We start from the raw sequence: 15,104 nt of genomic DNA, 5'->3' as shown, positions 1-15,104 counted from the left end.
CTTCTTCGACAAGAGTCTTCGCCGTGCCCACCATGCAGTTTTCCCCGAACGTCGCCCGGCTCGAGGCATCGGCCACTCTGGTTCTGGCTGCGCGCGCCCGGAAGCTGAGGGCAGCGGGAGTTCCCGTCGTGGACCTCTCGGCCGGCGAGCCGCAGTACCCGGCACCGCCCTTCGCCGCCCGCGCGGGTATTCGTGCGGTCGAAGAGGGGAAGACGGGATATCCTCCCACGTCCGGGCTTCCCGCACTGCGCGAGGCGATCGCGCGCTATCTGCGCGAGACGACGGCCGCAGGAGCGGTGGAACCCGACTCGGTCATCGTGAGTGCGGGCGTGAAACAGTCGCTGTTCAACTGCTGCTACTCCCTCTTCGGCGCCGGCGAGGAGGTGCTGGTGCCATCCCCCTTCTGGCCGAGCTACACGACGATCGTCAGACTCGCGGGAGCGGATCCGGTCATCGTGGAGACGACGTGGGACGGAGGGTTCGTACCCACCGTCGAGGACCTCGAAGCTGCCCGCACGACGCGCACCCGGGGGCTCATGCTGAACAGCCCCGGAAACCCGACGGGAGCCGTCATTCCGCCCGATCTCCTGCGCGAGATCATGGTTTGGGCGGAGCGCCACGGGATCTGGGTGCTGTCCGACGAGATCTACAGACGGCTCACGTACGGGGCGGCGGCGCCGTCCGTGTTCGACATCGGGGAGCGCGGCGAGCGGACGGTCCTGCTCGACGGGGTTTCGAAGGCCTTCTGCATGCCTGGGTTCAGGATCGGGTACGCCGTGGGACCGCGGGACGTGGTCCGGAAAATGGCGGATCTGCAGGGCCAGACGACCTCGGGGGCCGTCGGCCCCTCCCAGTATTCCGCCGCCGCCGCGCTGGGCGAGAGCGGCCCCCGCGAAGCGTTTGTCGGGGACCTCCTGTCGAGGCTCTCCGAACTCAGGGGAATCGGGCTCTCGAGGCTTGCGGAGATCGACGGGATCGAGGCATTCCCGCCTGACGGCGCCCTCTATTTCTACGGAAGGCTCGCCGACCCCGGGACTTCGTCGCTCGATGTCGCGGAGCGGCTGCTCGCCGAGGCGCAGGTGGCGTGCATGCCGGGCGAGCCGTTCGGCTCTCCGGGACACCTCCGCTTCAACTTCGCGGTGGAGCCGGCAGTTCTGGAAGACGGACTGGAACGGATCGCCGATTTTTTCGGCTGACTCGACCGCCCTCCCCGGCTCTCCTCAGCCCGCTAGCCCTGGTTGTGGGGACTCGCCGCTACTTCGTCGCGCAGCAGACGCGAGGGCTTGAAGACAGGCACCTTCCTCTCCGGCACGCGTACCGGATCACCTGTACGCGGATTACGTGCCATGCGAGTCCGGCGCTCCCGAACCTTGAAGGTGCCGAAGCCGCGAATCTCGATGTGCTTGCCTTGCACGACGGCTCCCTTGACCGCGTTCAGGAATGCGTTGACCACCGTGGCACAGTCCCTCTTCGTCACTCCCGGGCCGATGGCCTCGTGGACCTGCTCAATGAGATCCGCCTTCGTCATCTCCGTCTCCTCCGGGCGTTGGCAACCTTGTACATATCGCGTTTCGCTCCGGGGTGGGAGCGACTTATCGAAGTTCGAAGAGGAGCCTCGGCGCGCTCGGGCGCAGAGGCGCCAGCGACCCGATCCACGTCCGTACCTCACCGATGCTCAGCCCCCCGAGCAGATCGAACAGATCGATGGCCGGTTCGCGCGGCCGCACGATCGTCGGGTCCGTTCCCAGACCCGCCATCCGCCCGGCGAGGGCGATGGTTTCGGGCAGGGTCATGAGGCCGTCGACGAGCCCGAGTTCGTTTGCCTGACGGCCCGTGTACACTCGACCGTCGGCCAGTCCGAGGACGGTTTCCCGGTCCAGGCCCCGGTTCTCGGCTACGACCTCGATGAACTGTTCGTGTACGTCGCGTACCAGTGCTTCGAGGATCTCGCGGTCCTCGGAAGAAAGAGCCCGCGCGAAACCGCCCAGGTCCTTGTGCGCGCCGCTCGTAACGACTTCCCAGCCGAGACCGACCTTCTGGAACAACTCTTCGGCGTTGGGGAATTCCATGATGACGCCGATGGACCCGGTCATCGTGCCGGGCAGCGCGTACACGCTGTCGGCGCCCACGGCGGCGTAGTACCCGCCGGAGGCTCCCACGTCACCCATCCAGGCGAGGACGGGCCGGTCGTCGTCGTCCCGCAGATTGCGGATGGCTTCGAAGATGCTCTGTGAGGCACCCACGGTACCTCCCGGAGATTCGATCTCGATCACGAAGGCGCGCACGCCGGGGTCGTCGCGGAACCCGTCGAGCGTCTTCGTAAATCCCGCTTCGTCCGTAATCACGCCCCGCAGCGGGACCACGGCGACCCGCCCACCCGCAAGAAAGGACGTATTCCCCACCGTCCACCAGATGGACAGGACCGCTCCCAGGCCGAAGATGCCGAGCAGCGCCAGGAGGGCGATCACCGAGCTTCGCTTGTCTTGAGTCACGTCACGTGGCGGTCCGTGTGAGTGGGTCCGTGGGCGGAAAGCCCGCCGCAACCTAGACAACACAGCGTCATGATTCAACGCATAATGCGGATATCAGCTCGAAGTGGGACTTCCGACTCCCCGCATCGTCTCGACGAAGCGGTTGAACAGGTACCGGCTGTCGTGGGGTCCCGGAGCCGATTCGGGGTGGTACTGCACCGCGAACACCGGCCGCTCCCGGTGGACCAGCCCTTCCACGGTGCCATCGTTGAGGTTTCGGTGCGTCACGTCGAGCCCGTTTCCGCCCCGGATCCGCCCCTCCTCCTCCAGCACGGCGAACCCGTGATTCTGGGACGTGATCTCCACGGCGCCCGTGGCGTAGTTGAGCACGGGATGATTCCCGCCCCGGTGTCCGTAGGGCAGCTTGTAGTTCGTTCCTCCGAAAGCCCGCGCGATGAGCTGATGGCCCAGACAGATCCCGAACAGCGGGACCCCCGCGTCACTCAGCGAGCGGATGCGCTCGACCGCTCCCGGCACGGCCTCCGGATCGCCCGGTCCGTTCGAGACGAACACGCCATCAGGCCGGGCCGACAGCAACGCCTCGGCGTCGGTATCGCATGGGACGACGCGGACGCGGTATCCCTCGCGGCGGAAGAGATCGAGGCTGCGCGTCTTCACTCCGTAATCGAGGCAGAGCACGAGGCCGTGGTCGCTCGCGCCGTGGAGGGGACCGAGTTCGTACGGTTCGGGCGTCGAGACGGCGGTCGCAAGGTCGCGGCCGGACATCTCCGGTTCGGCGGCCAGGCGTTCGGCGGCCCGTTCCGGCGCCACCCCATCGTGCGCGAGAACCGCCCGCATCGCCCCCGCATCGCGGATATGGCGGGTAAGCGCCCGCGTGTCCACGCCGATGAGGGTGGGGATCCGGTGCGACGCGAGGTACTCGGGGAGGGTGGAATCGGCCGGCCCGGAACCGATCTCTCGAGAAAGGTGCCTTACGACAAAACCGGCAACCCAGGGCCGCCGCGATTGCACGTCGGGGTCGCGGATACCGTAGACCCCTTGCATGGGCGCGGTCATGACGACGATCTGCGCGGCGAATGAAGGATCGGTGAGCACTTCGTGATACCCGGTCATCACCGTCGTGAAGACGGCTTCGCCCGCGGTTTCCGCCTCCGGGCCCACATAGGTCCCGCCGAAACGTCGGCCATCCTCGAGCAGGAGGTATCCGGGGCGTGCTTGCATCTCGCTCACGTGGCGCGTCCAATGTGGCGGTTGAAGGTGCGGGGACCCGGGCATCGGCACGCGGCCCGCGCACACGGTGAACCGAAGCTGCGGGAGGCGCGTTGACTGCCGACTCCGGACCCGGGCAGGAGAGCGGGACCGATGCTCCGCTCGTCCATATCTTCGCCGACGAGTCGTGCCTCGGCAACCAGTTCGAGGATCGCCGGAATCCGGGGGCGGCGGCCGGACTCATCGAGCGATTCGACGAGCGTCGCGGCTGGTATCGGCGGGACTTCGCCCACTTCGATCCCGATACGACGAACAACCGGATGGCAATCGCCTCCGGCATCGTCGGGTTGGGCTCCCTGCGGCGGGCATGCCGCGTGGTCTTCACGAGCGACAGCCAGTACCTCATCCGCGGGATGAAGGAGTGGGTGCACGGCTGGGCCCGCCGGGGCTGGCGTCGGAAGGGCGGGCCGATCGAAAACCTCGAACTCTGGCGGGAACTCGTGCGCGTCGCCGGACGCCATCGCGTCGAGTGGCGCTGGACCAGGGGACACGCCGACGATGTGAAGAACGCCTACGCGGACCACTTGGCGGTTACCGCGGCGCGGGATCGACACGGCACCGACGGACTCGTCCCCTCCGCGTTCGAGAGCTGGCTCGCGGAGGAGCAGGAGAAGGAGCGGTATATGGACTTCCTGGATCTGCCGAGCGACGCGTTCAACGCGGATCGCCAACCGCCCACCTCGGACGATCCTCCCGGCGACTGACGACCGGCTACGGGCCGGCTCCCCCGCTCCCGGAACCGGGATCTCCTTCGCCGTCTTCCGTCCCGCCGGAGTCCGGGGTGCCCTCCTCCGATCCGGGTGTGGCCGCTTCGTCGGAGGGAGCCGCGCCCTCGCCGAGGTCGGGCGAAATCTCCAGGAGGGAAGCTGGCGCTTCCTGGAGACTCTGCTGGCCGGGAAGTCCCTGACGCAGGATCGATTCCGGCGCCGCGTCGGGGCTGGACGAGAGCACGGTCAACACGAGCGCGAGGAAGAGGAAGCTCCCACCCCCGTACCAACTCATTTTCGTCAGCGCGTTCGCCGCCTGCCGGCCGCCCATGAAGGAGTCAGTGGAGGACGAAGCGCCACCGAAGGAGGCGGCAAGCCCCCCGCCCTTCCCGGACTGGATGAGGATCATCACGCACAACACGAGTGCGATCAGCGAAATCAATACGATCAGGAACGTGAACATCATCTACCCGCTATGGTTGGGTTGGCGGCTCAAACTAGAGTCGCCGGCCGGACAGGGCCAGTTATCCGGACCGGCCGCCCGTCGACGGGATTGCGGAGGACGTCGGCGTTACCCACCCGCCGCACAGATCGAAGCCCAGCTCTCGGGATCGAGGCTCGCACCGCCCACGAGGACGCCGTCCACCCCGGAGGCGGCAAGGAGTGCCTCGATGTTGGCCGGCTTGACGCTCCCCCCGTAAAGGATCACGGATCCCTCGGCATCGCAGCCATCCGCCTGCGCGAGCCGGTCACGGACGATGGCGTGGGCTTCGGCGGCATCGTCGGGACTCGCCGTCCGTCCGGTGCCGATCGCCCACACCGGCTCGTACGCGTACACGAGACGGGATCGGTCCTCCCGGTCGAGAGGCCGCAGGGCTTCCCGAATCTGCGTGTGGAGCACCGTCTCGAGCCGTCCGGATTCGCGCTCCTCTAGCGTCTCGCCGACGCACAGGACGGGGCGGAGTCCGGCCTCCAGAAGGCGAACCAGCTTGCGGCCCACGTCGGCATCAGTGTCTCCGAACTCCCGGCGCCGTTCCGAGTGGCCCGCCAGTCCCCATGTGGCGCCGGTCGCCGGAACCATGGCAGCCGCAATACCGCTCGTGTGCGCGCCCTTCACCTCGGTGTGCACGTCCTGCACCCCGAACTCCAGGTCGGGGCGCCCGGAGACCGCAGCCGCGAAGGCAGGCAGGCTGATCGCGGGCGGAAACACGACGACCGTCGCATCGTCCCGGCGCACATGGCGCGGCGCGAACCGCCCCACGAACGCTCCAGTCTCCACCGGACCGTGGCACATCTTCCAGTTCGCGGCGAACACGGGGGTGCGCGGCTGACTCACGGATGCCTCCTGTGGGCGAGAACGTCGAGACCGGGCAACCGCCCGCTCGACAGGTAAGCGAGGGCGGCCCCGCCCCCGGTGCAGACGTGCGACACGCGGTCGAGGAGTCCGGCCCGGCGAACGGCCGCCGCCGAGTCTCCACCTCCGATGACCGTGAACCCGCCCGCGGCGGTCGCCTCCGCGGCAGCTTCGGCGATGGCGAACGTGCCCGCCGCGAACCGCGGGTCCTCGAACAGGCCCATGGGCCCGTTCCAGAAGAAGGCGGCACACCCGCGCAACGCCTCGGCGTAGCGGGCGCGCGTCTCCGGTCCGATATCCAGCGCGGCCATCGCCGGCTCGATCCCATCCACCGCGACCACCTCGACCGTCTCCCCGTCTCCGTCCGAACGGTCCAGGACCGTCACATCGATGGGGAGCCGGATCCGTTGCTCTCCCGCGGACAGGATCGAGCGCGCGAGATCGAGCGCCCCGTCCTCGACCAGCGAGACTCCGGTCTCTACCCCCCGCGCCCGGAGGAAGGTATTCGCCATGGCTCCGCCCACGAGGATCAGATCCGCCCGTTCCACGAAGCGGCGCATGAGGTCGATCTTGTCGCCGATCTTGGCTCCGCCGAAAGCAACGATGAACGGGCGGCGCGGGCGGTCGAGCCCGCCCAGTGCCTCCAGCTCCCGCTCGACGAGCAGTCCCGCCGCGGAAGGGCTCAGGCAGGCGGGGACCCCTGTCGTCGAGGCGTGCGCCCGGTGCAGGGTGCCGAAGGCGTCATTGACGAAGAAGTCGCCGAGTCGGGCGAGGCGCCGGGCGAGCGCAGCGTCATTCGCCGTCTCGCCGGGCAGGAAGCGCGTGTTTTCCACGAGGAGCACCTGTCCGGCCGCCAGCTCGCGGCTGGCGCCAAGCGCGTCCTCGCCGTCGCACGGCGCGGCGAAGAGGACGTCGGCCCCGAGGAGGTCGGAGAGTACGGAGGCCGCGGGCGAGAGCGAAAACGCCGGATTCGGCCGTCCCCCCGGCCGGCCCAGATGCGAGAGCAGCACCGGCCGGCTGCCGCGCTCCAGCAACCAGCGGAGTGTAGGCAGCGATGCCTCGATGCGCGTGGCGTCCGCAACCCGCCCAGCGTCGAGCGGGACGTTGTAGTCCACACGCACGAGCGCCCGTTTCCCGGCCATGTCGGCCGGGAGGTCTCGCAGAGTTCTGGTCACGAGGAGACGGGCGGGGGCTGCTCAGGTCCCGACGGCGGCGGGGAGACGCTCTCCGACGAAACTCGCCAGGTCCACGAGGCGATTCGAGTACCCCCACTCGTTGTCGTACCACGAGATGACCTTCACGAGCGTGCCGTCCATGACCGACGTCGACTGCGCATCGATGATCGCGCTCGCCGGGTGTCCCGTGAAGTCGACGGATACGAGCGGCTCCTCGGTGTATTCGAGCACGCCGTCGAGGGCCCCTTCCGCGGCCTCGCGAAACGCGGCGTTGATCTCGTCCGCCGAAGTGCCCCGCGACACGGTGGCCACAAGGTCCACGATCGACACATCCGGGGTCGGGACGCGCATCGCCATCCCGTCGAGCTTCCCCTTGACCTGCGGGAGGACGAGGCCCACGGCCTTCGCGGCTCCCGTCGTGGTGGGGATGATCGAGAGCCCGGCGGCACGGGCACGCCGGAGATCCTTGTGCTGCAGGTCCAGCAGCTGCTGGCCGTTCGTGTACGCGTGGACGGTCGTCATCAGGCCGCGCTCGAACCCGAAGCGGTCGAGCAGAACCTTCACGACCGGCGCGATGCAGTTCGTGGTGCAGCTCGCGTTCGAGATCACATCGTGCTTCGCCGGGTCGTACTCGTCCGCGTTCACGCCGAGGACCAGCGTGATATCCGGCTCAACGCCGGGGGCGGAGATGATGACCTTCTTCGCGCCCGCCCGCATGTGCCGGGTCGCATCTTCCCTCTTGCGGAAGATCCCCGTGGATTCGATCACGACGTCCACGCCGAGTTCCGCCCACGGAAGGTTGGCGGGGTCACGTTCGGAGAACACGTGCACCCGTTCGTCTCCCAGTACGAGTTCCCCGCCGTCTACACGCACCTCTCCGGGGAAGCGTCCATGCACCGAGTCGTACTTGAACAGATGGGCGAGCGTCGCCGCATCCGTGAGATCGTTGATCGCGACGAAATCAAGGTCTCCGCGCGGGTCCTGAAGCGCGGCTCGGAGGATATTCCGGCCGATGCGGCCGAAACCGTTGATGGCAACCCTCACACTCATTCGGTTTCCTCTCGGGAAGGATTATGGACGAAGCGTCCCGGTTGGTGATTCGTCCCCGTCCAGGGGACGCAGTGTGCGCGCAAAAGTAACGGCCCCCACGCTGCGGAATCCAGCCTCGGCGAGCGTCTCGGCGCAAGCAATCGTGGTGGCTCCCGTCGTGAGCACATCATCGACGATGATGGCGCTGCAGCCCTTTTCCAGCGGGACGTCACACAGCCGGAAACGCCCTTGGACGTTGGCGCGGCGCAGCGCCCCCCGGACGCCCGCCTGCCGACCGCCCCCGGGGCGGCGTTCGAGGAGCCGCACCAGGGACCCGGCGCCCCGGTCGGCAAGGGCGCTGGCCAGTTCCTCGGCCTGATTGAATCCCCTTTCCCGGAGGCGCGCCGGCGTGAGCGGCACGGGAATCAGCCAGGGTGCGCCGTCGCTCCCGATGCGAGACGCGATGGTCTCGACTCCAGGAGCCATGCGGGCGGCCATCCAGGGCGCGAGGGCACGCCAGCGGTCGTACTTGAGGGCCCTTACGGTCCGGGCGGCCAGGCCCTCGAAGGCGAAGGGCGCGTCGGCCGCCGTCAGGATGTCGGGCCACCCCTCGCACGTACCGCAGCGCACGAGTTCCCCGACCGCGGCCGCGATGTTGCCGAGCGGCTCCGCGCAGCGCGGGCAGCGGGGACTCGCCAGCCGGGGGAGTCGCGACTGGCAGAGGGCACACAGCGGCGGGCCATCGGGAGCCACGCCGCGGCGGCAGCCGATACACGCGGCGGGCACGAGCGCATCGAAGCCCGCAGCGGCCGCCCGGCCCAGCCAGCGGATCGGGCCGGCCCGCGCCACGGCACTCACGGCCCGCTCGATCCGTCCCCCGGTTCCGACTCCACGCGCGCCGCCAGTTCGGCCACGGCCGCATCCCGCATCGCCCCGAATGGAGCCGCACGGCCGGGAAACCAGCGCTCCAGCGAGAGCGCCGCCTGGCCCACGAGCATGTCGAGGCCGCCGCGCGCGGAAATGCCGAGCGCCCGACCGTGATGCACCCACGCCGTTTCCCCCGGTGCATACACCATGTCAAAGGCCGCCCGAAACTTCGCTCGATCCGGCCTCGCCCCGAGGTCGAGGGGGAGCGGATCTTCGGGAGACAGCCCCAGGCTCGTCGAATTCAGCACCAGATCGTACGTGGCACCCGGCTCCGGCGCCTCGATCACCCGCAGGGCACCCGCCGCGTCGGCCGCACAGGCCACCGCCGCATCGCGCATGGCGCGGGCCCGTGCCGGCGTGCGGTTCAGAATCTCGACCGACGACGCTCCGCCCTCAAGCAGCGCATGGACCGCGGCCCGGGCCGCGCCCCCCGCGCCCAGGAGAAGCACGCGGGCACGCTGCGCCTGGAAGCCGAGGCGGGAAAGGGCGATCTGGAGCCCGCCAACATCGGTGTTATCCCCGGCGAGTTCGCCATCCGCCTGTCGCCACCAGCAGTTGCACGCTCCAGTCGCCCGAACCGCGGCGCTCGGCCGGGTGAGTGCTTCGGCCGCTCGAAGCTTGTGCGGGAGCGTCACATTGCCTCCCGTCAGATCCGCGCTTCGCATGATTGACCCGACCTCGGCGGACGCGGCCCGTCGGGCGACGTATTCTGCGTCCAAGCCCTCGATTTCGAAGGCTGCGCGGTGCATCGCAGGCGAAATCGAGTGGCGCACGGGATCTCCCAGGAGCGCGAAGCGGCGCGTCACGACCCGGAACCTTCGCGGCCTCCCCGTTCCCCTTCGCCGAGGACCTCGAAGAGCCCCCGCATGGCAAGCGTCAGCAACTCCCAGGTTCCTTCATACGTCTCTAGATCTCCGCCATACGGGTCCGGCACCCCGCCTCCACGCCGCCCGTGGTCCGCAGGCAGGAAATCCGTCATGACGTGGACGGTCGCGTCCGGGGCCCAGTGCTCGGCCGCCCGGGCATGCGACGCCTCCATGCCGACGATCAGATCGGCCCATTCGAGCAGCTCAAGCGAAAGCTCCCGCGAGGCGTGCGACCCCAGGTCGAGCCCGCGTGCGGCCGCCACGGCGATCCCGGGGCCCGAAGCCGGCTGCCCGGGAAGCGCGAAGGTGCCCGCCGATGCGCAGGAGACGTCCACCCACCCTCGGGCCTCGGCTTCCGCCCGCGCGATCACCTCGGCCAGCGGACTGCGGCATATGTTGCCGGTGCAGACGAAGAGCAGGTTCACCTGGACGATCTCCCGGAGGTACGCGAGGAGAGGACCCGTACAATCTCGGTCGCCGGCAGGGCTCCTTCCCGCAGCACGTCGGCCGCCCCTCCCGCCATCCGCACGAGGGTCGACGGGACCGAACCGGCGAGATCACCCGCGTCGAGCCAACCCATCGTTCCCCCGTCCGATCCGATCGCCGACAGCGCGGCGCGCGCCTCCGCGCTCGTCCTCGCCGGGGGTCTCCCCGTCAGATTCAGACTCGTAGACGTCATCATCCCGCCAGCGAGTTCAAGGAGGCGTCTCACGACGGGATGAGGGTCGACGCGTACCGCGACCCCGGTGTCACTCCCGTCCTCCACGACCAGCGTGAGCGGGCCGGGCCAGAAGGCGTCGGCGAGCCGGCGCGCCGCCTCCGTCCAGCGCGCTGCGGGCAGCGCCTCGACGAGCGCCTCCCGGCTCGCGGCGAGCCGGATGAGCGGACCCGGCTGCCGACGCTTGATCGCGGCGATGCGCGCGTCGACATCCGGGCGCGGCCGGCCACCCAGCCCGTACACGGTCGAGGTCGGGTGAGCCACGACCCGCCCGGCATCGAGCAGTGCCACCGCCCTGGCCAGGGCATCATCTCCTCCCGCCCGAGCCCGGCCCGACCAGGTCGCCTGCGGAGTTCCCATCCTCTCGTGCCAGTCCACCACGTCGATACCGGTTCCGTCCCCCTGCCCGATGAAGTCGCCCCGCTCCATCACTGTTTCCCTGCAGCGATCAACCCCGTCTCAACCAACGCGCGTGCGAGCTTCAGGTCCCGTGCCGTCGTGACCTTGAGGTTCACGGGATCTCCCTCCACCGTCGCAACGTCGAGGCCCAGCCGTTCGCACAGCAACGCGTCGTCCGTCATGGCGGCCGCGTCCTGCGCCTCCCATGCCCCGGCATCTCCCACCGCGTGTGTACGGATCAGGACGTCGGCGGGGAAGCCCTGTGGCGTCTGCACGCGACGGAGCGGCTCGCGTGGCACGGTCTCCTCGATCCACCCGCCCTCGTCTACCCGCTTTACCGTGTCCTCCACGGCGATCACCGGCACCACGGGGCCACCGCGAGCACGATCCACGACGCGGGAAATGAGCCCTGCCGACACGAAGGGACGCGCCCCATCGTGCACCAGGACGGTCTCCACGGTCCCGGCCAGCGCCGCGACACCCGCACGCACGGAGTCGGCCCGAAACACCCCGCCGGGCACGACCAGGACCTCTTCCGGCAGCCAGGCGGGAGGCGAGGCCGCCCACATAGGCGACAACACGAGCACGACCCGGTCTACCTCGGGGTGATCCAGGAGTGCCCGCACCGACCAGGCGAGAACCGGCATGCCGCAGAGATCGACAAACTGTTTCGGCCGCGACCCGCCGAAGCGATGCCCCTGCCCCGCCGCGACGACGACGGCGCCGACGCCGCCGACCGTCCCCGGCCCTCCCGCCGGCACTACTCGGGTTCCGGACGGCGGCTCACGGATTCGAACGCCGTGAAGGCCTTGTGGAAATAGAGTTCGACGGTCCCGGTCGGCCCGTTGCGCTGCTTGCCCACGATGAGTTCGGCCTTCCCCGCCAACCCCCTTTCCTCCACCTCTTCGGGCTTGCGGTTCATCTCCTCGCGGAAGATGAACAGGACCACGTCCGCGTCCTGTTCGATCGCTCCCGATTCGCGCAGGTCCGAGAGCCGCGGCCGATTCCCTTCGCGCTGCTCGGGCGCCCGCGAGAGCTGGGAAAGAGCGAGGAGCGGCACGCCGACCTCCTTCGCGATCGCCTTCAACGACCGGGAAATCGCGCTGATCTCCTGCTGGCGGTTCTCGACCCGCGTTCCGCCGGACATGAGCTGCATGTAATCGAGCACAACGAGCCCGACGCCGACTTCCGCGTGGAGGCGGCGCACCTTGGCGCGGAGTTCGATCGGCGAGATCGCGGGCGTATCGTCGATCCAGATCGGGGCCGTGTTCAGGTGTCCCGCTCCGCTCGCCAGCCGGGTGAAGTCGTCGGGCGACAGACGGCCCGTCCGGATCCGGCTCGAATCCACCTTGGATTCCGAGCTCAGCATCCGCTGTACGAGCGACTCTCTCGACATTTCAAGCGAAAAGATCGCCACCGGGACGTCTCCGCCGATCGCCGTATGCTGGGCCATGTTCAGCGCGAGCGCCGTCTTTCCCATCGAGGGGCGACCCGCGAGCACGATGAGGTCGGCCGGCTGAAATCCGGCCGTCATGCGGTCGAGTTCGGGAAACCCGGACGCGACGCCGGTGATCGTCCCCGGATTCTGCACGAGTTCGTCGATGCGGTCCATCGTCGAGCGCAGCACTTCCTTGATGCGGACGAAGGTGCCGCGCTGCTCCGCTTGCGATATCTCGAAGATCCTCTGCTCCGCTCGATCGAGCGTCTCGTCGACTTCGCCCGACCCCGCTTCGTAGGCGTCCTGGACGATCTCCGTGGCGCTGGAGATGAGCCGTCGGAGCACCGTCTTGTCCCGCAGGATCCGGCAGTGGTAACCGAGGTTGGCGGTGGTCGGCACCGCGTCCACGAGCTTCGCGAGGTACGCCATCCCCCCGACGGCGTCGAGCTCCGCCGCCGTCTTCAGTTCGTCCGCGAGGGTCACGGCGTCGATCACGTCACCGCGCCCGTACAGGCGCACCATCGCGCGGAAGATCCGCCGGTTTCCTTCCCGGTGGAATGCGGAATCGTCGATCTGTTCAAGGACGGCGGCTACGGCGTCGCCATCGATGAGCATGGCCCCGAGGACCGATATTTCGGCCTCCTCGGACCAGGGCGTGCGTCGGGCCTCGATCCCGTCACTCGGCAGACTGATCGCCGTCTCAACCAATGCGGTCCTCACGGTCTCCGGAACCGTCGAGCATGCGACGTACCATCTGGAGATCCTCCCACGTGGGCCGAATCCAGCCGGGGTTACGGAGCAGCGCCGCCGGGTGATAGGTGACGACGACGGGATACCCGGAATAGCGGTGTACGCTGCCCCGGAGCCGGCCCAGGGCGGACTTCGTTTCGAGCAGCGTGCGCGCAGCGAAGGCCCCGAAGGCGATGATCACCTCGGGCTCGATGAGCGCGAGTTGTTTCAGAAGATACGGAGCACAGGCCGCAACCTCTTCGGGGAGGGGGTCGCGGTTCCGGGGCGGCCGGGACTTCAGCACATTGCAGATGTAGACGGAGCTCCGGGGGAGCCCGATCGACATCAGCAGACGGTCGAGGAGGCGGCCGGCGCGGCCGACGAAGGGGCGGCCCGTCTCATCCTCGCGCGCCCCGGGCGCCTCCCCTACACAAACGACGCGGGCGTCCGCCGCCCCTTCGCCGAAGACCGGTTTCTTCCGCACCTCGTGGAGCGAACAGCGTGAACAGGCGGCAACGAGCCCGGCGAGCGCCTCCAGATCCGGCGCCTCCCCGATCTCCGCCCCCGTCGCCGCGGAGGGGGCGGCGGAACTCGGCACCTCGGCGGCGCGACCGGCGGCGTCCGGTCGCGCCATGCGCCGGGCGGAGGCCAGACCCCGCAGGACTTCTTCGCGCGTCGCGTGCTCGAGCATGAGGGCGTTCCGCTCCGCGGAGAGCCTCTGCTCGAGGAAGGCTCGAGCGAGCGTCCGGGCCCCGGCGTCCGGCGGATTCACCTCTCCGCCGCCGCCTGAAGCGAGGCTTCGACCCGGTCGAGCAACTCGTCGGCCAATTCGGTCTTCTTCGCCAGAGGCAACTCCTCGACCGTGCCATCGCGGTCGATCAACGTGATGCGGTTCGTCTCGGACTCGAATCCCGCGCCGGGCTCCACAGCCGAGTTCACCGCAACGAGGTGCATGCCTTTGCGCTCGAGTTTCTCACGTCCGCGAGCGAGGAGGTCTTCCGTCTCGAGCGCAAAACCCAGAGTAAAGATCCCCTTCCGTTCACGGAACGCCCGCGTCTCCATCAGCAGGTCCGGTCCCGGCCGAAGCGCGAGGTCGAAGCCGTTCGCGGTATTTCCCGTTTTCCTGATCTTCGAGTCCGCGACGCCGTCCGGCTCAAAATCTCCGACCGCCGCCGCCATCAGGAGGATGTCCGCATCGGTCAACGCGGTCTCCAGCGCGGCCAGCATCTCCTGGGCCGTCTCGACCTCCAGCAGGTGGGGACCGGCGGGTCGCGGCCTCGTACCCGGTCCACTGATAAGCGTGACCTCGCTCCCTCGCCGCCAGGCGGCTTCGGCAAGCGCGAAGCCCATGCGGCCCGATGAGCGGTTCGAGATGAAGCGGACGGGATCCAGCGCGGCCCTCGTCGGGCCCGCCGTCGCGACGACCCGCCGTCCACGCAGACCCGTCGCCGTCTCCAGCGCCCGCCCGATCCGCGGCAGTATCTCCTCCGGCTCCAGCAGCCTCCCGGGCCCGCTCTCGCCCTCGGCGAGCGGACCATCGGCCGGACCGGCGATCGCGTAGCCGACATCGACCAGCCGCGCCACGTTCGCCTGCGTGATCGGATGCTCCCACATCCGCGTGTTCATTGCGGGACAGACAAGCACCGGCGCACGCGCGGCGAGCACGGCGGTCGTCGCCAGATCGTCCGCCGCTCCGGCCGCGAGCCTGGAGATGAGGTTGGCCGTGGCGGGCGCCACGACGACGACATCGGCTTCGAGCCCGAGATCGAGGTGCGCCATGGGCCGATCCCACAGCGACGCGTGTACCGGGCGGCCCGTGATTCCCTCGAAGGTGACACGTCCAACAAAGCGCTCGGCGGACGCGGTCAGTATGACCTCGACACCTGCCCCGGCCTCAATCAGACGGCGGGTGAGGATCGCGCTCTTGTATGCGGCGATCCCGCCGGATACGACGAGCAGCACGCGACGACCATCGAAGGGCCGCACGGGGCCTGCCGACAG

Annotated in this window: 17 protein-coding genes; 2 read left to right on the top strand and 15 right to left on the bottom strand. The window is 69.0% G+C overall.

Features of this window, described 5'->3' with window-relative positions; genetic code table 11:
• Positions 1 to 32: 32 nt before the first annotated feature.
• Entirely contained in the window at positions 33 to 1,196 is a 1,164-nt protein-coding gene (locus ACOOGH_RS05415; protein ID WP_420450063.1) for a pyridoxal phosphate-dependent aminotransferase, read from the top strand.
• A gap of 32 nt (positions 1,197 to 1,228) precedes the next feature.
• Here the strand turns inward: ACOOGH_RS05415 and ACOOGH_RS05410 are convergent, their stop codons facing one another.
• The 3 genes from ACOOGH_RS05410 to carA form a co-directional block, all read right to left on the bottom strand.
• Positions 1,229 to 1,528, bottom strand: a complete 300-nt coding sequence (locus ACOOGH_RS05410) for an HU family DNA-binding protein (RefSeq protein WP_420447952.1) — start codon at positions 1,526 to 1,528, stop codon at positions 1,229 to 1,231.
• Between the two features lie 64 nt (positions 1,529 to 1,592).
• Complete coding sequence (gene sppA / locus ACOOGH_RS05405; protein WP_420447951.1) at positions 1,593 to 2,468, bottom strand: signal peptide peptidase SppA; 876 nt, start codon at positions 2,466 to 2,468, stop codon at positions 1,593 to 1,595.
• 117 nt (positions 2,469 to 2,585) lie between these two features.
• A complete protein-coding gene (gene carA, locus ACOOGH_RS05400; protein ID WP_420450062.1) occupies positions 2,586 to 3,713 on the bottom strand; it encodes a glutamine-hydrolyzing carbamoyl-phosphate synthase small subunit in 1,128 nt (375 codons plus the stop codon).
• 101 nt (positions 3,714 to 3,814) lie between these two features.
• Here carA and ACOOGH_RS05395 point away from each other — a divergent pair, with 101 nt between their 5' ends.
• On the top strand, positions 3,815 to 4,465 hold the full coding sequence (locus ACOOGH_RS05395) for a ribonuclease H family protein (protein WP_420447950.1): 651 nt from the start codon (positions 3,815 to 3,817) through the stop codon (positions 4,463 to 4,465).
• 7 nt (positions 4,466 to 4,472) lie between these two features.
• Here the strand turns inward: ACOOGH_RS05395 and secG are convergent, their stop codons facing one another.
• From secG to coaBC, 12 genes are all read right to left on the bottom strand, one after another.
• Entirely contained in the window at positions 4,473 to 4,934 is a 462-nt protein-coding gene (gene secG, locus ACOOGH_RS05390; RefSeq protein WP_420447949.1) for a preprotein translocase subunit SecG, read from the bottom strand.
• A gap of 105 nt (positions 4,935 to 5,039) precedes the next feature.
• Positions 5,040 to 5,804, bottom strand: a complete 765-nt coding sequence (tpiA, locus tag ACOOGH_RS05385; protein ID WP_420447948.1) for a triose-phosphate isomerase — start codon at positions 5,802 to 5,804, stop codon at positions 5,040 to 5,042.
• Positions 5,801 to 6,964, bottom strand: a complete 1,164-nt coding sequence (locus ACOOGH_RS05380; RefSeq protein ID WP_420447947.1) for a phosphoglycerate kinase — start codon at positions 6,962 to 6,964, stop codon at positions 5,801 to 5,803. The genes tpiA and ACOOGH_RS05380 overlap by 4 nt, the downstream gene beginning before the upstream one ends.
• Positions 6,965 to 7,018: 54 nt before the next feature.
• Complete coding sequence (gene gap / locus ACOOGH_RS05375) at positions 7,019 to 8,047, bottom strand: type I glyceraldehyde-3-phosphate dehydrogenase (protein ID WP_420447946.1); 1,029 nt, start codon at positions 8,045 to 8,047, stop codon at positions 7,019 to 7,021.
• Between the two features lie 21 nt (positions 8,048 to 8,068).
• Positions 8,069 to 8,884, bottom strand: a complete 816-nt coding sequence (locus ACOOGH_RS05370) for a ComF family protein (RefSeq protein ID WP_420447945.1) — start codon at positions 8,882 to 8,884, stop codon at positions 8,069 to 8,071.
• Entirely contained in the window at positions 8,881 to 9,759 is an 879-nt protein-coding gene (locus ACOOGH_RS05365) for a shikimate dehydrogenase family protein (protein WP_420447944.1), read from the bottom strand. The genes ACOOGH_RS05370 and ACOOGH_RS05365 overlap by 4 nt, the downstream gene beginning before the upstream one ends.
• Positions 9,756 to 10,244: a low molecular weight protein arginine phosphatase gene (locus ACOOGH_RS05360; protein WP_420447943.1), complete on the bottom strand. Its 489-nt coding sequence runs from the start codon at positions 10,242 to 10,244 to the stop codon at positions 9,756 to 9,758. The genes ACOOGH_RS05365 and ACOOGH_RS05360 overlap by 4 nt, the downstream gene beginning before the upstream one ends.
• Complete coding sequence (locus ACOOGH_RS05355; RefSeq protein WP_420447942.1) at positions 10,241 to 10,966, bottom strand: L-threonylcarbamoyladenylate synthase; 726 nt, start codon at positions 10,964 to 10,966, stop codon at positions 10,241 to 10,243. Before ACOOGH_RS05355 ends, ACOOGH_RS05360 begins: the two co-directional genes overlap by 4 nt.
• Positions 10,966 to 11,697 (bottom strand): 2-C-methyl-D-erythritol 4-phosphate cytidylyltransferase, encoded by a 732-nt coding sequence (gene ispD, locus ACOOGH_RS05350; RefSeq protein WP_420447941.1) that lies wholly within the window; start codon positions 11,695 to 11,697, stop codon positions 10,966 to 10,968. Before ispD ends, ACOOGH_RS05355 begins: the two co-directional genes overlap by 1 nt.
• Positions 11,697 to 13,094, bottom strand: a complete 1,398-nt coding sequence (dnaB, locus tag ACOOGH_RS05345; RefSeq protein ID WP_420447940.1) for a replicative DNA helicase — start codon at positions 13,092 to 13,094, stop codon at positions 11,697 to 11,699. Before dnaB ends, ispD begins: the two co-directional genes overlap by 1 nt.
• On the bottom strand, positions 13,075 to 13,875 hold the full coding sequence (locus ACOOGH_RS05340) for a uracil-DNA glycosylase (protein WP_420447939.1): 801 nt from the start codon (positions 13,873 to 13,875) through the stop codon (positions 13,075 to 13,077). Before ACOOGH_RS05340 ends, dnaB begins: the two co-directional genes overlap by 20 nt.
• A complete protein-coding gene (gene coaBC, locus ACOOGH_RS05335; RefSeq protein ID WP_420447938.1) occupies positions 13,872 to 15,089 on the bottom strand; it encodes a bifunctional phosphopantothenoylcysteine decarboxylase/phosphopantothenate--cysteine ligase CoaBC in 1,218 nt (405 codons plus the stop codon). Before coaBC ends, ACOOGH_RS05340 begins: the two co-directional genes overlap by 4 nt.
• Positions 15,090 to 15,104: the final 15 nt, after the last annotated feature.

Origin of the sequence: Candidatus Palauibacter sp. (assembly GCF_965213655.1) — a bacterium.
Classification (GTDB): Bacteria; Gemmatimonadota; Gemmatimonadetes; order Palauibacterales; family Palauibacteraceae; genus Palauibacter.
This window is presented reverse-complemented; position numbering and strand designations above follow the sequence as displayed.